Source organism: Candidatus Bathyarchaeota archaeon (assembly GCA_026014735.1).
GTDB lineage: Archaea > Thermoproteota > Bathyarchaeia > Bathyarchaeales > Bathycorpusculaceae > Bathycorpusculum.
In genome coordinates this window covers 35,318-56,288 of the sequence record JAOZHT010000002.1, presented here as the reverse complement: position 1 = coordinate 56,288, position 20,971 = coordinate 35,318, and the positions used below count along the sequence as shown (strand labels likewise).

Genomic DNA, 20,971 nt, shown 5'->3' with positions numbered 1-20,971 from the left:
TGTTTTTTTGTTTTGCTATCCTCTTAATCCATGATAAGGCATATATATTTCGCTGTGACAAATAAACACCATTTGTCTGCCAAGAGAGAGGACAGTGGATGGTACAGCAGGACTCAAAACAACAGCATCAAAACGAAACCACAAATAGACACTGTGTTTTTCAGAAAAAACACACCTTTCGATGTCTCAAAAATAATAACGCCTGCGATTACCCCGACCAACACATAGCCTGCCCGAGCTATCAACCTAAACCATCCAACGCCCGAAGTCCACTCTACGCCGGAACGAAAATCGGAGAATGCGACATCTGCAAAGCAACCAAAGAAGTCCTTTGCCTAAAGTATGGTTTCACCTTATGTGAAAACTGCTTAACGATATGTGCTGCAATACTTGATCAACTGCTAATCAACCAAAAAACCCCGCCAAAAAGCAAGGCCACCGGTAGACAAGACAGCAAACCCCAAACAATGCTTAACGAGGTTTAACTAATGCGCGTGCTCACGAATACTATAGACAAAAAGAGCAGCACACCTGAAATTGAGCAAGATACGGCTGCACTCATCAAAAAAGGCGGAAGAAAATTCTTAACCACCCTCAAGCAGAAAGCTCTCCGAGCTAACAATTCATGGTTCCGCGTTCTGCCGCTTGATAAACGACGATTCATCGACGCGGTCATCCAAACCGTTGACAGAGTACACAGCTCTCTGCTGCTAAAGATCCTTACGCCCCTGGCTGAAAAACTAATGAAGGCAATAGGGGGCCTCCAAGGGTTAATGGGGCAGTTATTCTACGGCATGCAAACCTACGGGCGCCCTCTAGCACAACGTGTAAGTGCTGTAGCCTCAGGATGGGGAAACAAAAACGCTGCTAAATGGGCAACCGATGTTGCCTTCATACGGTACCTCACCGTTATCGAGATGAATAATCTATCCATATTCAAAGTGGCAAATAAGTAACCATGGTTTCAGCTCTAAAAAGCGCAAAAGTGCAAGGTGTGAAAGGGTCGAGCGGAATCACTCCTCTTTATACTCTTGAACTCCACCGTGATGAAACCCCACAAAACCAAAATGCACTCAGAAGACGCGATCTAACCTTAAACAGAAAGCTCATGAATCAACTTTGATCGTTAGCAAAACCCCCCTGCGCTTAACCTTAGGCGGTGGCGGCACAGACCTGCCTGCCTACTGCAGCCAACACGGCGGCTTCGTGGTCACCTCAGCCATCGACAAATACATCTACCTAGTCATAAACCGCCGCTTCGAAGAGCCCGTTAGGGTCAGCTACTCCATAACGGAAATCGTGGAGCCCATCGGCAGCATCAAGCATCCTGTAATCCGGGAAGCCCTGGAAATGCTGGATTTACGCAGCAACCTCGAAATCATATCCATAGCCGAAGTCCCCGCTGAAACAGGCCTGGGCTCCTCCAGCAGCTTCACCGTGGGGCTGCTGCATGCACTCCACATGTACAAAGACGAGCATCTCTCCCGGCAAGTACTCGCCGAGGAAGCCTGCCGCCTACAAATGGATATCCTCAAAGAACCATGCGGCTACCAGGACACCTTCATTGCCGCATACGGCGGCTTAGTATGCCTCGACATAGCAAAAGACGGAAAAGTCAACGTTTCCTCACTGAAAATCTCCGATGAAGCCATGCGGGAACTCGAAAACAACCTCGTCTTCTTCTACACAGGAATAAAACGCAGTTCATCATCGGTCCTAAAAGACCAGGGCAATGCAGTGAAAGAGCAAGGAACACAACTTGACGCCATGCATGAAGTAAAGGCAATCGGCTACAAGGTCAAGCATGCCCTTGAAAACGGCGACATCAACCAGTTCGGGCGACTGCAGCATGAGCATTGGCTGGTAAAAAAACGAACTTCCCCAGTCATCTCAACAGGATTAATCGATAAATGGTATGAGCTTGGCCTCAAAAACGGCGCTTTAGGCGGCAAACTCATGGGGGCAGGCGGAGGCGGCTTCTTAATGTTCTATTGCGAAAACGGACGCGACAGCCTGAGAAAAGCCATGGCAAAAGAAGGCCTGCGCGAAATCGCGTTTGACTTCGAAGCCGACGGCTCCAAAATCTCACTGAACCTCTAAGGGAAAACCATGAAGACCGAGAAATTCATCAAAGATTACCTTATCGAGCTGAAAACGGCTGCAACAAATATTCGCCAAGAAGACATCAACCTCGCCCTAACCCTGCTCTACAACGCCTGGAAAGACGGCAAACAAGTCTTCGTCGCAGGCAACGGCGGATCAGCCTCAACAGCCACCCACTTTACATGTGACTTAGCCAAATTCACCGCAGTCGAAGACAAACAACGCTTTAAAGCAATCTGCCTAAACGACAATATCCCCCTAGTATCGGCGTTAACCAACGATTTAGGCTGGGAAAACGTGTACTATGAGCAGCTTAGAAATATAATGAACTCCGGCGACCTATTGGTAGTCATCAGCGTACACGGCGGCTCAGGAGCAGACAAAGCGGGAATCTGGTCGCAAAACATTCTAAAAGCAGCCGAATACGTGCAGAACAACGGCGGAAAAGTCATTGGGCTTGCGGGTTTTGACGGCGGCGCCCTAAAACAGATGGCTGACGCCTGCATAGTTGCCCCCGTAAACTCGACGCCCCAAGTTGAAGGCTTCCACGTTGTGTTAACCCACCTGCTCTGTGCTGCCCTACGTCAAGCCATAACCGAAACCGGCTCAACATGAAACGCACTATCGTCTGGATAGATAGCACCGACAAAGACGCCTGCAAAATCCGTAGGCGCTTAAAGGATTATCTTCAAAAGTCCGGCCTGCAAGCCACAGTTTTCGAAGCCTGCGAAGTTATGGAGTCAGAATGCGAATGACCGACGCAGTTTTGCTTGACCGCGACGGCGTCATAAATGAAGTCGTCTTCTTCCCCGAATTGGGCCTAATAGATTCGCCTCTAAACCCCTCACAGTTCAAGCTAATACCCGGCGCCGCCGAAGCAATCAAAGCCTTCAACAAATTAGGCTTGAAAGTCATCATCGTCTCCAATCAACCCGCCATAGCTAAAGGAAAAATGTCCCCTGACCTCTTTGAGTCTATCCGCCAAAAAATGCGCAACCTACTCCAGAAAAGCGGCGCATACATCGACGCAGAATACTACTGCTTCCACCATCCCAACGCTACACGGCGCAAGTACAAGGTTATTTGTGACTGCAGAAAACCGCGTCCAGGCTTAATCCTGCAGGCGAAGGCAGACTTGGGCTTAGACCTCAGTAAATGCTACATGATCGGGGACGGATTAACCGACGTAGCGGCAGGCAACTCCGCAGGATGCAGATCAATCCTGCTGGGGGAACGCAAATGCGACCTCTGCCGGGAGATGGAGCGCCTCGCAGTTAAACCGCATTACATAGCTAAGAACCTCTTAGAAGCATCTAAAATTATAGAAAAAGGAGCGGAAGAAAAATGGAAATATTCCTTGATACAGCAAGCATAAAAGAAATAAAAGATCTCCTTTCCTGGGGAGTGATTTCTGGGGTAACAACCAACCAGAAAATCTTCTCCTGCGAGAGGGGAATAAACTTCCAAGATCGCGTCCAAGAAATCCTCGCCAACATCGATGCGCCAGTAAGCATAGAAGTCACCAAAACAGGCGAATCCGACGAAGCGCTGGTCGCGGAAGCAAAAGAATACGCAAGCTGGAACCCCAAAAACATCGTCATAAAAATCCCCATGTTTGGAAACGGACGCGGACTCGTCTTAGCCAGCAAACTCCATAAAGAAAACATAAAAACCAACGTCACCTGCCTCATGACAACAAACCAAGTATTGCTGGCGGCTCTAAGCGGCGCAACCTACGCAAGCATATTTTTCTGCCGAGTCCGAGACGCAGGCAGCGACCCCGTTAAAGTTATTCAGGACAGCAAACGCATCCTAGAAGAAAGCAATCTGTCAACCAAAATCATCGTGGGAAGCATACGAAGCCCCGACGATGTCGCCCAGGCGGCAGCTGCAGGAGCACACATCATAACTATCACCCCAAAAGTGCTGGCGCAGATGCCGTTCCACCAGAAAACCGAAGACACCATCAAAGAATTCGACCAAGCCTGGCTTGAATTCAAGAAAACCGAAGCCCAAAAAATCCAGTTAGTGATCGCATAAGTGTACGCAATAATCCTCGCCGGCGGATACGCAAAACGCCTCTGGCCCCTCACACAGGGCACACCTAAAGCGCTGCTGCCCATAGCCGGTAAACCCATACTCGACTACATCGTGGAGAAACTTCAGGCGCTCAATCCGCCGCCCAGCCGTATCATCCTCTCCACCAACATGCTTTTCCAGCCCCAATTCGAAGGATGGCTAGCCGCTAGAAGCTACCGAAACGTCGAGTTCTTCCCGGATGTTTCCTCCTGCGAAAACGATAAGCCCGGCGCCATAAAAGCCATGGCAGATATCGTTGAGAAGCTGCCCGACGAGGACGTGCTGGTCATAGCAGGCGACGGCATGTTCAACGATAACCTCGCAACCATGCTTGAAACCTTCAGAGCAAAAAACGAGTCCACCGTTGCCCTCTACGAAGTCGCCAGTCTCCAAGACGCCAAACGATGCGCAACCGTAAAAGCGGCGCAAGATGGAAAAATCATAGAGTTCACCGAGAAACCCGCCGAGCCTAAAACAAAAATGGTCTGCGGTGCAGTGTACCTCTTCAAAAAAGGCATAAATCGCCAGCTAAAAACGTACTTGGCATCCAAGCTGCCGGCGGATCAGCCGGGACGGTTTGTTGAATGGCTCTGCCGAAAGGAGCCAGTTTACGGTTACATGTTAAGCGATCCTTTATGGGATATAGGAACCCATGAAGCCTACAGGGCATGTGACGAATATTTCGTCAATTCTAATCTATTAAAAGAGTGAGCTGAAAAGAGCAAAGATGCGCGCAATTGTTACTGGAGGAGCGGGTTTCATTGGGAGTCATCTGGTTGATCGGTTAATTATAGATGGCTATGACGTTACTGTATTAGACAACTTCTCATGTGGAACGATGGAGAACCTAAGGCAACACGAGAAAAACCCGAAACTAAGAGTCGTTAGAGGAGACATAAAAGATGCAGATGTAGTATATCGCAGCCTCAAAGGGCAAGATGTAGTTTTCCACTTAGCCGCTCATGCCAACATACGATCAAGCCTCAACAACCACAAGGCCGACCTAGATAACAATGTTATTGGTACCTTGAACATTCTGGAAGCCATGGTCAAAAATAATGTTGTTGACCTAGTCTTTGCGTCAACATCGGCTATTTATGGAGAAGCAACAGTGACACCTACACCCGAAAATTACATGCCCACACAAACTTCTCTTTATGGTGCATCGAAACTTGCCTGTGAAGCATATGCTGAAGCGTTCACAGAATTTGCCCCGATAAAGTTTTGGGCTTATAGATTCGCAAATGTTATAGGTGAACGATGCCGAAGAGGAGTAGTTTGGGATTTTGTACATAAGCTAACAAAAAACAGCGCCGAGCTAGAGATACTTGGCGATGGAAAACAAAGCAAAGAATACCTCTACGTAGACGACTGCATCGAGGGGATAAACACAGGTTATCATAAATCTCGCGGAAAAGTAAACTTGTATAATCTAGCAATCGAAGAGAACATCCAAGTTGACGAAGTAACCGACATCGTTTTACAAGAACTGGGACTAAAACTGCCACATCGCAGGTACAGTGGCGGTTCAAGAGGCTGGATTGGTGATAATCCAGTAGTCCATCTCTCGATTGATAAAATCAAAGCATTAGGTTGGCAACCCCGGTTTTCGGCAAAGGAAGCCATCGCTATCACGACCCGATGGACACTTGAGAATCTAAAGAACCCATAAAGTGCTCTTATGAATTTAAGCGGTAAAGTTGTGGTTATTACTGGCGCTGGACGTGGTATAGGCAAAGCCACAGCCCTCATGTGTGCCCGAGAAGGTGCAGATTTAGTTGTTGCCTCCAGAACACAATCCGAATTCATGGATACAGCCAAGCAAGCCATGGTATTCGGTAGACGAGTTATACCACTGCATGTTGACGTTTCAGACAAAAATGATGTTGCACTAATGGTAAAAACCGCTGTTCAGAAATTAGGGCGAATCGACGTTTTGGTAAACGCTGCAGGGATTATTGGTTCGATCGGCCCGTTTATTGACAACGAAACAGATGAATGGATAAACGCAATAAACGTCAATTTAATTGGAACCTTCCTCTGCTGCAAAAACGTTTTACCCCACATGATAAAGCAAGGAGGCGGAAAAATCATAAACTTTTCCGGTGGCGGAGCAACATTCCCGCGACCACGCTTTTCAGCTTATGCTACATCCAAAAGTGCAGTAGTAGGTTTGACCGCTACTCTGGCAGAGGAAATGAAAGAATACAATATCCAAATTAACGCTCTTGCACCTGGCGCTGTCTTTAGCCGCATACACGAACAAGTTCTTTTAGCTGGTTTAAAAGCGGGAGACAAAGAACTTATGGTCTCGAAGCGGACCAAAGAAAACAAGGATGAGCCATCCCCGACTGAAGTGACTGCGGAATGCGTCGTTTTCTTAGCTTCCGATGCTTCATGTGGCTTAACTGGGCGTTTGATTAGTGCTGTTTGGGACGATTGGCAACAAATGACCGGGGCAAGATTGACTGCAATAATGGCATCAGATCTTTATACATTGCGCAGAATAGATAACGTTTTCTTTGCTCAGGTAGCTGGAAAATAGTGAAGATTAGGCCGTTTAATGTTGGAATAATTGGTTGTGGCCTTCAAGGTCAGCGCAGAGGCAGAGCCCTCCAAGCTAACGGCGATAACTTGATTTTTGTTGCTGATGTTGATTGTAAAAAAGCTAAGGCTCTTGCAACAGAAATGAATTGTGAAGTTGCCCCCGACTGGACCCATATTGCTGATTGCAAGATAATAGATGTAGTGATTGTTTGTTCACCAAATTATCTGCATGCACCAATGACGATAAGAGCGCTTGAGTCTGGTAAACATGTACTGTGTGAAAAGCCCCTAGCTAGAAGTCTTGAAGAAGCCAAAAGCATGGTACGGGCAGCAAAAGAGAATGACAGATTATTGAAATGCGGATTTAATCACCGTTATCATCCTGCAATACGCCAAGTGAAGGAATGGTTTGATGAGGGAACGCTTGGGGAGTTATCTTTTCTACGCTGTAGATATGGAACATGTGGACGATCGAATTATGAACGGGATTGGCGTACCAGTTTTGAAAGAGCAGGTGGTGGAGAATTACTTGATCAAGGTATTCATGTGCTAGATTTATTCCGTTGGTTTACTGGGGGGTTTAATCAAGCAGTTGGTTTTACTTCTACCAAATTTTGGGATATAGCGCCCATGGAGGACAATGCCTTTGCACTATTAAGAACTGAGAAAGATGTAGTGGCGTCATTGCATGTTAGTTGGACTCAATGGCGGAACATTTTTAGTTTTGAGGTTTTTGGTAAAGATGGTTATGGTATTGCTGAAGGTATAGGTGGAAGTTACGGTGTTGAAAAGGCTATTCTTGGTAAGCGGTCATTTGCAAAACCATTCTCTGAGCAAATTATAGATTACCGCGGTGATGACCGCTCTTGGCATGAGGAATGGAAAGAGTTTACATCTGCAATCAAAGAAAAGAGGGAACCAATGGGCAATGGTAATGATGGCTTGGAAGCCTTAAGGCTAGTCAATTCTTTGTATGAATCAAAACGCGATAATTGTGTTGTAAAAATTTGATTTCTGAAAATCTAAAATCCACAAAAACAAATAATAGACTTGGCGTTGGGCTAATCGGGCTAGGCCATTGGGGCTTCAAATGGCTAAGGATTTTTGATGAGTGCGGAGCACGAGTTAAAGCTTGTTGTGATATAGATTCAAATATCCTGAAAAAAGTAGTTGACGGGGATCCAAGCATTGCCGTTTTCAATAGCTATCAGGATTTGCTGAAAACCGAAGGCATTGACGCTGTTTACATTGCCACTCCTCCAGTTACCCATTATAAGATAGCCAAAGAATGTCTTTATTCAGAAAAACATGTCTTTGTTGAAAAACCGATAACGACAAGCTATATGCAAGGCATAGATTTAGTGAAAGCCAGTGAGGAAACAAATCGTTTAATTATGGTTGGAGACACGTACATTTACAATGAAGCCATCCGTAAGGCAAAAAAAATCTTGGCTGATGGTGAGATTGGGAAACTTAGATACATCCAATCTTGGATGACAAATTCAGTTGACATGTGGGCAGGTAAACAAATTGGCAACTACTCAGATGTTTTATGGGATCTGGGGCCTCATCAAATTTCAATTGCTCGTTACTTAACTGGCACAGAACCGTTGACTGTTTCAGCGGTATGTCCATACTTACTACAGGATGAGATCACACACAAGTTAAACGACGCTACGATTATAAATTTACGCTTTCCACACGATGTTTTGGTCACCATAAGCTTGAACTGGTTTGATCATTCAAGAAATCGGCGGGTATTCATCTCAGGTGATGAGGGCATCATAAACATTGATGACATTTCAAGCAAGGATAGTACCAAGATAACGGTAAGTAAAATCGGCTACAAAAACAAAGAAATAGTTTTTCAGAATCAGGGATATGATATTTCTACGAATAACACTTTAACAAATGAATGCGCGCATTTCATCTCCTGCATAAGGAATAACTTTATCCCTATCACAAATGGTGAAAAGGGCGTATCAACCGTTCGAGTGCTTGAAGCAGCCCAGAACTCTGTATCTAACAAGGGCATGGAGAAAAAAATAGTTGATTAAGCCTTGTTTTCAATGACCGAAATCTTGAAAAGATATTCCGCCGACCAAAGAGGCTGGTTAATTCGTGAAGGTACTTTTATAGAGGAAGGCAATAGAATCGGGATAAACTTGGAGACGGGGCACAACGTAGTAATTCGCGAAAATTGTACCATCGGTAATAACGTAAGAATTTGGGCCAATGCAGTTATCGATTATGGTTCTACCATAGGCAACAATGTAAAAATTCACTGTAATTGTTATGTGGGTCAGCACACAACTATCTGCAATAATGCGTTCCTTGCACCTGGCGTTATAATACTTAACGATTTACATCCAGGTTGTAAGGAATCACGCTCTTGCATGCATGGTCCATTTATTGGAGATCATGTCCAAATTGGGGGTAACTCAACTATAATGCCTTATGTGAAGATCGGTGAATGCTCTCTGATAGGTGGAGGTTCGGTTGTAACCAAAGACATTCCGCCTCAATCCGTTGCATACGGAAATCCGGCACGAGTGGTTGGTTCAGTATTTAACCTCCGATGTAAAACTGGCCTTACCGATAAACCTTACAGCAACAGGTTATGAGGAAATGAAAATACCTCTTATTGCAATCGAACGGCAAAACAGGTCGATTGAGGCTGAGATCAAAAAAGAAATTATTCGCGTAGTTGACGAAGGCTTTTTTGTTCTTGGAAAAAACATGGAGCGGTTTGAACAAGAATTTGCAAAATATTGTGGCTCAAAATTTTCAGTCGGCGTTGCCAATGGGACCGATGCAATTCTGATTGCATTGAAGGCAGCTGGTATAGAAAAAGGTGACGAAGTTCTGGTTCCTGCCAATACTTTTATCGCGACAGCGGAGGCTGTAACTCACGCAGGAGCACGTCCAGTCTTCGTAGATATTGATCCTAAAACCTTCAACATAAACATCGAAGCTGCCAAGGTGAATAGTAAAACCAAAGCTGTAATTCCTGTTCATTTATATGGTCAATCCGCGGATATGGGAAAGGTCATCGATTTTGCCAGAAGATTTGACTTAAAAGTGATCGAAGATGCCAGTCAAGCTCATGGGTCAACATTTAACGGCCAGAAGGTTGGTTCAATCGGAGCTGCTGGGTGTTTCAGTCTCTTTCCAACTAAGCCCTTAGGGGCTATGGGTGATGCTGGAATCATAACTACGGATGATGAAGAAATTGCTGTCAAAGCAAAACAGTTAAGAAACCACGGACGATCTGGGCTTAATAGCCACGTAGTACCAGGTTACACCTCAAGATTGGATGAAATCCAAGCAGCCATTCTCTTGGTGAAGCTTAAGTATCTGGATAGATGGAACGAAGAAAGAAAGCGGATTGCAGAATCTTACGATACTTTATTAGGTCAAATACCTCAAATTCAGGTGCCGTATTGCATTAGTGGAGTAAAACACGTTTATTATTTATATGTTATAAGAGTGGCGAAGAGAGATGAGTTGAAGGAGGCATTATCAAAAAAGGGTATACAAGCATTAATTCACTATCCAACGCCTATACATTTACAACCTGCATATAATGACAACCAAGCAGATAACCTTAAATTTGTAGAGCAGGTATCGAGAGAAATTCTTTCATTACCCATGTTTGCTGAACTCAATAGCGATGAAGTTACGTTTGTCTGTGATGCCATAAATGAATGGATTGGAAAACACGCTTAAAGTCAATAGTGAAATTAAACCTACTGTAGCAGTTATTCTGCCCGTCCTAAATGAAGAGAAGCGAATCCGCAGATTGGTTTCAGGGATTTATAAATACGGGCAGGGTCTTGTTACCGAGGTTCTTGTGATCGTTGATAGTGGTACTACAGATGGATCGAGAAAAGAGGCCTTTGGTGCTGGTGCTACTGTACTGGATACTCATTCTTCAAAGGGCGTAGGTGCAGCTATACGCTGTGGAATAGAATATGCGCTTGGAAAAAACTTTGATATCTGTGCGATAATGGCTGGGGATAGTCAGGATGATCCTAAAGATTTACCGACTGTTTTAAATCCATTGATTAGTGGCGATTTCGAATTCGTTCAAGGCTCCCGTTATTTATCGGGTCAGCGAACCATAAATATGCCTTTATCAAGGTCAGTTCTAACCCGATTATATACTCTTGGCTTTAGACTTGTTTCAGGTTTCCCTGTTACTGATGCCTCGAATGGTTTTAGGGCATTCCGTCTTAAATCGGTGAAAGGTATTAACTTATGGCAGAGCTCTTTGGACAAATATGCCTTGGAAAATTACTTGTTTGCACAAGTCATAAAAAAAGGATGTAAACTTAAGGAAGTTCCAGTTACTAAAAAATTTGATAGAAAATGTGGCTACAGTCACATGATCGTCTGGAGAGATAATTCTTTTTGGGCTGTTATTCGCGGTAGAATGGATCATGTCGACTATAGATAGTAAGCAGCGAATATTAATGGCCTGTTCAGTACTACACCTTTCTGTTTTCAATTATTTGACTGATAATAGAATTGTGAAGGGTAATCTTTGAAAAAAGTGTCAGCGCTAATTTTTAACTCTGAGGCTTCTAGACGTAATATTGGCAATCATTTTCTTTCGGTAATTGCCCCTTCTTTTACTATTAGGCGCTCAGGTGATATTAAGAAGCTTATCGATAGCTTTGTATGTCAAACATTTAAAGGCATCGAACTAATACTAGTTATTGAGCAATCAAAGGAACTTTTCCATATCATAAGCAACTATATAGAAAAAAAAGGATATTCGAATGCCCGAGTCATATTCTCAGAATCTAAAGCTGGTGCTTCTAAGGCCAGAAATCTTGGCTTGGCTCAAGCCAGAGGTGATATAATAGCATTTGTTGATGACGACGTAATTTTATTTTCTGATTGGGCAGAGAATTTACTCGCTTCCTTCGAGGATAATGAGGTTGTTGCCGCAACAGGTCAAGTGATTCCATTATGGGCAAAAAAAGGTTGGGAGTGGTTTCCGCAAGGGTTTGATTGGATATTTGGGTGTTCGCGAAAGAATAGTTTTGAGTCTCTTTTTGAGGTGGGAAGTGTCAATGGTCCTAATGCTTCCTTCCGAAGAGATCCTCTTGTTCTTGTGAAAGGTTATTCTCCAAATCTTGGCGCTTTTTGGCTTGAAAAAGCGCAATGGCAAATTTTCGGTGAAGAAACAGAATTGTCTTTGAGAATTCGATCAGAAACAGGAAAGATTATTGTATATAACTCGCATTGCAAGGTTTGGCATAATGTACAAGAATACAAGCTCTCTTGGCTCTTTATTGCTCAAAGAGCTTTTGAAGCTGGTCGAACCCGAAAAATGCTACTACTGCTATCATTAAAAGAGGGAAAAAAAAGGGACAGAGGATCAACCGAGGCCCTCATATTAAATGAAGTGCTTTCTGAAGTATTTATAACGGTTTTCACCAAAGCTTTTAAAATGCCATTTATTGTTATTCGGCAAGTTATGGCTTCATTGTTTATTCTTTTCTTTGTGATGGTAGGGTTTTTTCTAACAAACACAGAAATTCCTACAAAATTTCCTACGTCTTGACTTAATGACTCGTATATCTGTACCTAAAACTAATCCTACTGCGCTCACCCAAATACTGGAGCTTTTCAAACTATCATATAGTTGCGATAAAGGCGCTGAACATAAATATGATCTGTTGATATCTTACTGTAATACCTTTCATTTGTCTGATTATAGAGTTTTATGTATTCCTTCTAATACTGATGTTTTTCGAAAGACACTTGACAACATTGGTGTAAAGTTTATCTATAATGAAATTAACCTTCCGTTACTCCTGAACGTAGAAAAGACTGCAAAAATTAGGTTTAAGGTGTCGGGCAGTTTTAGTTATGATGGACCAATAGACACTCTGATTTCTGCCAAAGGTCATCCTATTCTTTGTCGGTTACGTGGCTCGAAAATTTACCTCTTGTGTATTGATGTTATTGAAGAAATCAATAGACGTTTTGCCGGCATCAACCTCAAACCAACTAATACTTTTAGGTTACAGACTGCGCTTAATTTGCAATCCTTAGTTCCTCGCAGAGTCGGAGATTTGCTTCTCAAATCGACTACAAAGATTAAATTGGATCCTGAAGAATATATTTCTAAAATTAATGCCGTTGATGGTCTAAGTTATCTCCTCCTTGTATCAATAATTACTGCAACAGGTAAGCCTATAAAAACCGCAAAATTTTGGAAGAACAATAAGAAGTACGCTTTTACGATCACTCATGATGTCGATACCTCCGAAGGCTTTAACACGGGAATTGATATACTTCGAGGCGTGGAAAGAAAATATGCAATAAAATCTTCTTGGAACATACCAACAGGACGTTACGCCTTAGAAAAAAGCAAAATACAGAATCTATCCTTGGAGGGGTGTGAGGTAGGCTCCCATGGCTTTCGTCACGATGGAAAATTAATACTTCTTGATGAGCATAAGATACAACAGGTTTGCCGCGTTTCAAAAATAACGCTCGAGAAACTAGGTAATTGTACCGTATCAGGTTTCCGCTCGCCATTACTACAACATTCTCAGAGCATAATTCGGGCCGTTAAGGCAGAAGGGTATTTGTATGATTCGTCCTTGCCTGCTTGGGAGGCGCATTGCAGAACAACCGGGCATGATCATGGTGTTGGCACTGTATATCCGTTCACTCAAGATGGTCTACTTGAGATTCCAGTTACCATGCCTCAAGATCATCAGTTATTAAAGCTGCAAGGGTTAAAACCCTGTGAGCTTTTATCTTTTTGGCGTTCGGTTCGAGAGCATATACGTTCAATAGGTGGTTTATGCAGCGTTATCATTCATCCAGATAAACAATTATTCGGTCAGGAAAAAATGAGTTCGCTTTATAATATTTTCCTTGAGGAACTCGTGGCAGATAAAGACTGCTGGGTGGTATTGCCTTCCGAACTAGCAAAGTGGTGGGCTGCAAGAAGTAGGATTGATAAAATTGATGAGAATGATCCCAGAAATGTGCAAATATTCGGCGGTTGCTATATTCATGAATATGCTGCAAGCGATTTTTCTTTTTCATCATGACATGGTCCGTTAAATTATGCATGACTTTAATTATACCGCTCATAAAAGCGATGAAATTGACCGAACTATTGAAAATCATATGGCTATAGTTGTTAACGAAATATTGAAATCAATGCATAGTGTCGATTCAATTTTATTATCAGGCGGTTTTGGTCGCGGAGAAGGGAGTGTCTACAAATTCGGAACCACTTATGTTCCAATGAATGATTATGATTTATTCGTATTTTCAGATTCGATTCCTTCTAAATCGATATACCGGTCGATGGTGAATAGAATAAGTAACAAAATCGGAGTTGAGACGCAAGACTCATTTTTTGACGTTGATATTCAAATAATAAAAACCTCGAATATCAAAAAGTTGAATCCTGATTTGAGCACTTATGGTTTAAAATACAAGAGTAAAAAAATTTGGGGAAAAGATCTGAGAGCTCTGATTTCAATTGAAAAAAATGACGTTCCTTTTAATAGCGTGGCCTTAAACGTGCTCTTCCTTTCCACTTTGGGGTTGATTCAGAATTTTGATTATGAATACATGAATAAATATTCCGTAAAATGTGCGGCTAGATTCAATTACGAATGTTATAAGGTATATATTGCAATTAGCACTTCTCTTTTTATGCTAAAAAAGGTTTTGGAATTGAGGCATCTTAAGCGTTCAGAGATCCTTCTCAAGACCTATGGTGATTGGTTCCCAGAATTGGCACAAGTGATCCCTGATTTGGCAGAACGTGTCTTTCATTATACTAATCTCAAATTGATGTCGCTAGACTTCAACGAAGAAAAGGATAGTGTGTTATTGTGGTTCAGGGCACGTCGAGATCTAATGATTGTTATGCAGTATATTATATCAAAACTAATCAACAAGGAATTTTACAGTTTAATTGATATGACAAAATTAGTCAGTGAAAACTTGCGATCTATATCTTTTTTTTATTTTGAGCCATATATCTGTTATATGCTCAGGAAGAAGAGTTTACCTGCCTCTTCTTCCTCAATCCGAACAACGATGGTTGCAGTTTCTCTTATTCTAAATTTAATGTATGCCCGAGATTGGAGAATGTACCAAGAAAAAACACTTGTTCGCGCTTTTTTTTCTACAATTCCTCCTATTATTCGGACGTACGCAACATCTGCTTTGCTGTTAAATGCCATAGATACGGAAGGAAAGGTTGATATGCAGGCAGTTGGTCAAGCGTCAAAGATTCTGCGAATAATTTACCCCCACCAGTATCACAACATTCCTCCCGTGTGCGCTTGGACAGGCTTGAAAAATCTTTGCTTATTATCGTATAGTATACCCTCACGCATTCAAAAGACCGCATTCTAACCGTCAAGTAATATTATTAGCAATAAAACTCCGATGTTATCTGGCTATGAAGAACCAACTTAAACTAACTCCCACTAAAATATTTAGATCAAACAAGGAGTCTTTTGTTATCTCACGATATGGTCTACTGACAGAAGGCCGTTTGATTGATGAATATTTAAATATTGATCATCCAATCGAAAAACTATGCCAAATTAATGATCAGGTTGATGTTATTAGTTTTCCTCAGCGGTCTTTTTTCGATAACATTGAGCATTATCCTTTTTATTCTAAAACAGAAACGATTGGACTGCTAACGCTTGAAAATCATGATATGTGGTTCAATAATTTGAGAAAGAGCGAACGGCGTTTGATACGAAAGGCGAGACAGTTAGGTATCGAAACACACATACGTCGTAAAAATGAAAATGACAACAAAGCCATTTTTAACCTCTATCATGAGACTCCTGTTCGGCAAGGTATGATTTTTTCTCCCTATTTTGGTTATTCAAAAACTAACACGATCGGGGATTTCGCGGGCGCAGATGCTGAATCTTTAATGATTGCAGTCGCTTATCTGGACGGAAGACTGGTTGGTCTCCTTTGTTGTAGAGTGGGTACTTTAGGGGCTAGATTTCAGACATTTATTTCAACTTCACGGAGAATACCCGGACTCAATAATTTGTTAATAGACTGCATTGTAAATGCCGCTTGTGAACGAAAACTTCGATTTATAGTATATGGTCACATGAATATAATGCCATCCTTAGATGAATTTAAAATTCATAATGGCTTTAGGCCGCATTCGGAACGAAGGTATTATGTTCCATTGACTCAGCGAGGCGCCGCATTAAGTAGACTGGGTCTCTGCCTAGAACCTTGGGAACTATTCCCAAAGCCTATTTTTAATATAGCTTATTCCTTTAAAGGCCTTTTTAGTAGATTGCTGGATTTATCCCCTGCTCCTACCGACCGTTATGTTCGCCTTCAAAAAAGCGAAGCTTCCTTATCAAATTCCGAAAGTGGTGAATAACATGTCTATTTTAGCGATAAAAAGAGAAGTAATTGAAGACACATTTTCACACTGGGAGCGGTTAGCGGCTGATAAATCAAATAATGACCACAGTACGCTCGGTGCCTCTCAAACTGGTAAAAGATTCGCAGATGTAAAGCAGCTTGAAGAACTGATGTCAGTAGATATGAAAAATCGCAATATTCTGGATGTAGGGGCTGGTTATGGAAGATTCACCGTCTCGATAGCTGAAAAATGTTGCTCCGTAACTGCTGTTGAAGTTTGTCCTTCAATGATAAACCGCTTGGCGGCCAATTGTAATGAGCATGGCGTTAAAAACAAGATTAATATTATCCGAGCTGATGCCAGATATTTACCGATTCAAGCTACTTCAAATTTCGATGGTGTGTTTTGCTACGCCGTCCTATACATATTACCTAAAAAGCATTGGGATCCTATCCTCAAAAACTGCTCGAACATGCTAACTAATAAAGGTTGGATGTTACTTACTCTAAAACATTGGAGAAATGCGTTTAGACCTCGTTTTGCTTTCGGCTTACTTTATGTAGCAGCATATGCTGTTTTGAAGATCGAGCAAAAATTTAGTAAAATTGCGTTTCTTTCAAAAAGGTATGGCTTACATGGACGAACCGAGTATCTTATTAGCAAAAAGAATGCTGAAAAGATGTTGCTTCGGTTCTTTCTAGATGTAAAAACAAGAGGTTCTCCATATGCAGTTTATATTTGTAAGAACCCTCGGGCTTCTAATCTTGATTTAAGAGCTGAATGATCATTGAACTCTCGCGTAGATTTGGTAATGTGGACGAAGAATGGCTCTTTAACACTTCCTCTAGTTTTAGAACGGATTGGTAAAGTTATTCCGGCCAGCTCGGTAGGTATGCGGTTAATAGTGGACGATATGAGTAGTGACAATACGAGAGCTATAGGCGAAGCATACGGATGGGATGTAATCACTAATAAAGGAAAGGGCATAAGCGATGGTGCCAATACTGCTTTGGAATATGTATCGGCTGATTTTTTTATTAGTTTTGAACAGGATCTGTTGTTATCTCCTGTTTGGTGGAAAAAAATACCCTTATCTTTCCAGAATTCAAAAGTGGCCGTCGCCTCTGGAATTCGATTTCCAAACAAACCAGTAGGTCTCATGCGGTTTGAGAAGTATTATTCCTCAGTATATCACTCTCCCCAATTCGCTTCGAAATTTGTAAATAAAAAAACTTCGGTTCCTACCTTAGGCAAAAATTTGGATAACACAATGTACGACACTGACTTACTTAAAGCAATAGGTGGCTTCCCAAAGATGTCTGTTAACGCAGGAGTCGATACAGTTTTAGCTTTTAAAATTGCTAAAGCTGGTTTTGAGTGGCGCGTTGATCATAGTGTTGCTTCTATTCATCTGCGAACTGGACTTCGCGATGAGCTTAAGCATCAATATTCTTATGGTTCCCAGCTTGCTGGGGCCTGGAAGATGATAACAAAAGAAACTGGTTTAAAACCATCTATTTCACGGTCTAGTGTAGCGAGACATATACTTGTGTCCCCAGCGATAAGCCTTTTTGTAGCTTTCAAGACAAGAGATCCGACAATTACTTACATTCACCCTGCTATTTGGTTGTACCAATTAAAGGGTCTTATCCAAAGTGCAAATTCATAAGTATCGTAATTGATTTTCGTAATTTTTTTTTGGTAATCAATATGACGAACTATTGGCTTTAAATGAAGAAAACCAGTCTGAAAGCTGCTTCGTTATTTTGTCTCTTAATTGGGGCAATTTCAACACACATATATTTACTAAGTATACGGCTTGATCAACCAATAGCAATATTTGTATTGTTATTTGGGGTAGCGGCGCAGTCAGCTGGTATTCTCTTGGCAATCGAGTTAATTTTCAGAAAATTGATTTCCGAGCGCTTCTTTTTCTTTTGTGTATTAATACTTTCATTATCTGTGATCTTCATGCAAGTAACGCGATTCGCTGTCCCTTTTTATTCTGATACTACACTTGAGTATGCAAATGCGCTTACTGTAAGCCAAGCAACCGTATGGGACCCTAGCAACACATTCTTGCCATATAATTCATATTTGAGTACCACAATCTTTCCAACTGTCTTATCTCAGGTTCTTGGGCTTTCTGTTTTCTCAATTTTTTCATGGATATTTCCGATAATAATTAGCTTTCTCCCGCTCATATTTGCGGCTGCGATAATCAAGTACTTTGGGGCTTCCCATATATCTTACTTATCGGTTGGTCTTATTCCTATGTTCTTTTTCTTCCAGGAGTACATTCAGAACTTAAGATCGACAATTGCAATTATCTTCTTGTTCTTGGTTATACTCACTTTAGCGATGAGTAGCAAAAAATCTATAATACTAACGGCGCTGTTCGGGCTTGGGCTTGCTTTTTCTCATTTTACAGTTGGGTATTTCTCAATCGTAATTTTGACCACATTCTTACTTTCTCCTTTGATATCAAAAATATTTAAGACTCAATCCATCCATCTAGGGAAAAAAGCCATTACAAAAGTCAGTATTATCCTTATCGAGCTTTTTGTATGGTCTATATACATTGGTGTACATGTTACAGGATGGAATTTAACCGAATTTTCAAATTTTTTGGGCACTTGGGTTTCGGGTTCCGCTGGTCTATCATCATGGGGCGCTTGGGCTGGGGGATCGCCTCGTGGCCCAATTGTTACAGGCTGGTTTGATCTTCAGTTTATCTTAATTGGACTTGGAGCTTTATTGCTTCTTTATACTTGTTGTTCCCATTCGAAGAAGGGGGTTCCTTCTTGGGCATTGGCTGCGTGTGTTAGCATTACTTTGATTATTGCCGTCATGTATTTACCGGGTTTCGGGAGACTCCTCGGTCTAGAACGGCTTATGTTGTATACATTACCCTTTCTGATTATATCGCTTACTTCGGTATTACTCCTGATTAGACAAAGAATCAAAATTGTGTTTTTTATTTTTATTTTTATGATGCTTTCGATGAATATGATGTTACCATCCCATGAAATTGATGTATTATATCATCCAGTTGGTTCACTTTCACTCGAAAGGCAAGCTGCAACTGCGCGAATAACCGATTCAGATATTATGGCCTCTCTATCAATCTCGAATTATATGCCTGCGACTGACCAATTGATTGGAGCGGATTCACTTTCTTATACCAGCATGTTATTGAACAATTATGCGCTCTCTGAAAGCTATTTCAATCTAGTGAGTCCAAATGGTACACTAAACGGTAGGGCAACTTACTACCAATTTAATCAAATCCTTTTAGATTCTGGGGTGTTCGTTGCTTCGTTATATGACGAAGGTTCAATAAAATCATATAGAGTATCAGTTAATGCTGATTGGTTTGAAACCAATGCTGTCAATTTTGTATACACCACTGGTTCGATGAACTTAGCGCAGAATCTGAAAACTAACGACTAACTTTAATAACTCCTGGCTTGCTTGCCTTTATAAGGTCCCGAAAAGACGAACCCTAAACGCAAATCTATTCAAGCAATTGTTCTGTAGCTATTGCTCAATTAGCGGAAAGATTTTTTGTCGGGGGATTGATTGATTGGCCGCCGAGTCATTTAATCATTGTCTTCTTGTAATATGGGTTGATGGTCTCAGTATTGATTATTTCAGTGAAGATAAGACTCCTTTTATGTATGAGCTTTCTAGAAAATCACTAACAGGGCAATACAAACCACTCTTTGCCTTTGAGGGAATAGGTGCTAGTATATTTACCGGAGTTTATCCGGCAAAGCATGGTGTTTGGACTGAATTCTTATTTGACCCTGAAGAATCACAATACAAATGGACGCGGCCCTTAACAATCACTAATCGGTTGATTGATATGTGTGCAGACAATTTGCGTTCCTTTCCCCGTATAATTAGGACTGCTGCGGTGTTTTCAATATTCAAATTAACTGAACGTATACTAAATTTAACACTAACCCCAATGGCTATTAATATTCCCCTGAACAGGTTAAAGTTCTTTAAACAAGCTATTTCTTACGACTTGATAGTTAAGAACTCACTATCAGTGCCAACTTTGTTTGATATTCTTAAAACAAACAAAGTTCCGTACAGAGTATTAAGTCAATCTAACATGAAGGATGATAAAATTTTCAAGGAGGCTTTGGTGATACAAAAGGTCAGCCTCAACTTTTTCCAGCTAGGTGAACTTGACTTAATAGGGCATAAATACGGACCTTGCTCACAAGAGCTAAGCAAATGCCTGCTCAAAGTTGATAATGAAGTGAAAGAAATTATCGAGAGTTACCGTAAGCGTTTCGATACTGATGTCTTCATATTTTCTGATCATGGTATGGTTCCGATTAGTTCTGTAATCGATGTTACAAAGGAAATTGGAAAACAAGGTTTGAAAGACGGTCGTGATTTCATCGTTTTTTTAGATTCAACAATTGCCCGATTCTGGCCATTGAATGACGCTGTTAACGCTATCTTGATAAAAATTTTAGCAAATATGGAAAACGGTCGGTTGATTAACTCAGAAGATCAGAAAGAATATTCCATTCCTATTGATCAAAAATTTGGTGAAATCATATGGGTGGCAAATCCGGGTGTATTAATTTTGCCAAATTATTACCAAGGATATGAACGATCCAATGGCTCGCATGGTTATATGCCTGAAGCAAAAGGGCTTTGGTCACCGTTTATAATCCAAAAAAAAGAAGTTAAGCCAAAAAAAATAAAACATATAGCCAGTCCAATGGACATTTTTGCGACTATAGCCTCTTTGATGGATTTACCTGTCCCTTGGCCCATTGATGGTAAGGATCTCACCAAGATTGAATAGAG

General features: G+C 41.6%; 22 protein-coding genes. All 22 read left to right on the top strand.

The features are described from left to right. Positions 1 to 98: 98 nt before the first annotated feature. Positions 99 to 485, top strand: coding sequence for a hypothetical protein (locus NWE93_06140; GenBank protein ID MCW3999800.1), 387 nt, complete (start codon positions 99 to 101; stop codon positions 483 to 485). Between the two features lie 3 nt (positions 486 to 488). Further along, positions 489 to 956 (top strand): hypothetical protein, encoded by a 468-nt coding sequence (locus tag NWE93_06135; protein MCW3999799.1) that lies wholly within the window; start codon positions 489 to 491, stop codon positions 954 to 956. A 163-nt stretch (positions 957 to 1,119) separates the two neighbouring features. Further along, positions 1,120 to 2,100 carry a galactokinase gene (locus NWE93_06130; protein ID MCW3999798.1) on the top strand — a complete coding sequence of 327 codons (981 nt, stop codon included), beginning with the start codon at positions 1,120 to 1,122 and terminating at the stop codon, positions 2,098 to 2,100. 9 nt (positions 2,101 to 2,109) lie between these two features. After that, entirely contained in the window at positions 2,110 to 2,718 is a 609-nt protein-coding gene (locus NWE93_06125; protein ID MCW3999797.1) for an SIS domain-containing protein, read from the top strand. Beyond that, complete coding sequence (locus NWE93_06120; GenBank protein MCW3999796.1) at positions 2,715 to 2,858, top strand: hypothetical protein; 144 nt, start codon at positions 2,715 to 2,717, stop codon at positions 2,856 to 2,858. The genes NWE93_06125 and NWE93_06120 overlap by 4 nt, the downstream gene beginning before the upstream one ends. Beyond that, the gene (locus NWE93_06115) at positions 2,849 to 3,478 is read left to right on the top strand and encodes an HAD family hydrolase (protein MCW3999795.1); all 630 of its coding nucleotides are present in this window, start codon (positions 2,849 to 2,851) and stop codon (positions 3,476 to 3,478) included. Before NWE93_06120 ends, NWE93_06115 begins: the two co-directional genes overlap by 10 nt. After that, positions 3,448 to 4,143 carry a transaldolase gene (locus NWE93_06110; GenBank protein MCW3999794.1) on the top strand — a complete coding sequence of 232 codons (696 nt, stop codon included), beginning with the start codon at positions 3,448 to 3,450 and terminating at the stop codon, positions 4,141 to 4,143. The genes NWE93_06115 and NWE93_06110 overlap by 31 nt, the downstream gene beginning before the upstream one ends. After that, a complete protein-coding gene (locus NWE93_06105; GenBank protein MCW3999793.1) occupies positions 4,144 to 4,893 on the top strand; it encodes a nucleotidyltransferase family protein in 750 nt (249 codons plus the stop codon). Between the two features lie 16 nt (positions 4,894 to 4,909). Next, on the top strand, positions 4,910 to 5,854 hold the full coding sequence (locus NWE93_06100) for an NAD-dependent epimerase/dehydratase family protein (GenBank protein MCW3999792.1): 945 nt from the start codon (positions 4,910 to 4,912) through the stop codon (positions 5,852 to 5,854). A 9-nt stretch (positions 5,855 to 5,863) separates the two neighbouring features. Continuing rightward, positions 5,864 to 6,727: an SDR family oxidoreductase gene (locus NWE93_06095; GenBank protein MCW3999791.1), complete on the top strand. Its 864-nt coding sequence runs from the start codon at positions 5,864 to 5,866 to the stop codon at positions 6,725 to 6,727. Then, a complete protein-coding gene (locus tag NWE93_06090; protein ID MCW3999790.1) occupies positions 6,727 to 7,740 on the top strand; it encodes a Gfo/Idh/MocA family oxidoreductase in 1,014 nt (337 codons plus the stop codon). The genes NWE93_06095 and NWE93_06090 overlap by 1 nt, the downstream gene beginning before the upstream one ends. Next, the gene (locus tag NWE93_06085) at positions 7,737 to 8,786 is read left to right on the top strand and encodes a Gfo/Idh/MocA family oxidoreductase (GenBank protein MCW3999789.1); all 1,050 of its coding nucleotides are present in this window, start codon (positions 7,737 to 7,739) and stop codon (positions 8,784 to 8,786) included. Before NWE93_06090 ends, NWE93_06085 begins: the two co-directional genes overlap by 4 nt. 499 nt (positions 8,787 to 9,285) lie before the next feature. Further along, positions 9,286 to 10,458 (top strand): DegT/DnrJ/EryC1/StrS family aminotransferase, encoded by a 1,173-nt coding sequence (locus tag NWE93_06080; protein MCW3999788.1) that lies wholly within the window; start codon positions 9,286 to 9,288, stop codon positions 10,456 to 10,458. After that, a complete protein-coding gene (locus NWE93_06075) occupies positions 10,433 to 11,188 on the top strand; it encodes a glycosyltransferase family 2 protein (protein MCW3999787.1) in 756 nt (251 codons plus the stop codon). The genes NWE93_06080 and NWE93_06075 overlap by 26 nt, the downstream gene beginning before the upstream one ends. 96 nt (positions 11,189 to 11,284) lie before the next feature. Continuing rightward, a complete protein-coding gene (locus NWE93_06070; protein ID MCW3999786.1) occupies positions 11,285 to 12,304 on the top strand; it encodes a glycosyltransferase in 1,020 nt (339 codons plus the stop codon). Between the two features lie 4 nt (positions 12,305 to 12,308). Then, entirely contained in the window at positions 12,309 to 13,811 is a 1,503-nt protein-coding gene (locus NWE93_06065) for a polysaccharide deacetylase family protein (protein MCW3999785.1), read from the top strand. Between the two features lie 16 nt (positions 13,812 to 13,827). Further along, positions 13,828 to 15,138, top strand: coding sequence for a hypothetical protein (locus NWE93_06060; protein ID MCW3999784.1), 1,311 nt, complete (start codon positions 13,828 to 13,830; stop codon positions 15,136 to 15,138). Positions 15,139 to 15,184: 46 nt separating this feature from the next. Further along, positions 15,185 to 16,150 (top strand): hypothetical protein, encoded by a 966-nt coding sequence (locus tag NWE93_06055; GenBank protein MCW3999783.1) that lies wholly within the window; start codon positions 15,185 to 15,187, stop codon positions 16,148 to 16,150. A gap of 1 nt (position 16,151) precedes the next feature. Further along, positions 16,152 to 16,919, top strand: a complete 768-nt coding sequence (locus NWE93_06050) for a class I SAM-dependent methyltransferase (protein ID MCW3999782.1) — start codon at positions 16,152 to 16,154, stop codon at positions 16,917 to 16,919. A gap of 27 nt (positions 16,920 to 16,946) precedes the next feature. Further along, positions 16,947 to 17,804 (top strand): glycosyltransferase, encoded by an 858-nt coding sequence (locus NWE93_06045; GenBank protein MCW3999781.1) that lies wholly within the window; start codon positions 16,947 to 16,949, stop codon positions 17,802 to 17,804. A gap of 62 nt (positions 17,805 to 17,866) precedes the next feature. After that, complete coding sequence (locus NWE93_06040) at positions 17,867 to 19,588, top strand: hypothetical protein (GenBank protein MCW3999780.1); 1,722 nt, start codon at positions 17,867 to 17,869, stop codon at positions 19,586 to 19,588. A 133-nt stretch (positions 19,589 to 19,721) separates the two neighbouring features. Further along, positions 19,722 to 20,969 (top strand): alkaline phosphatase family protein, encoded by a 1,248-nt coding sequence (locus tag NWE93_06035; protein MCW3999779.1) that lies wholly within the window; start codon positions 19,722 to 19,724, stop codon positions 20,967 to 20,969. Positions 20,970 to 20,971: the final 2 nt, after the last annotated feature.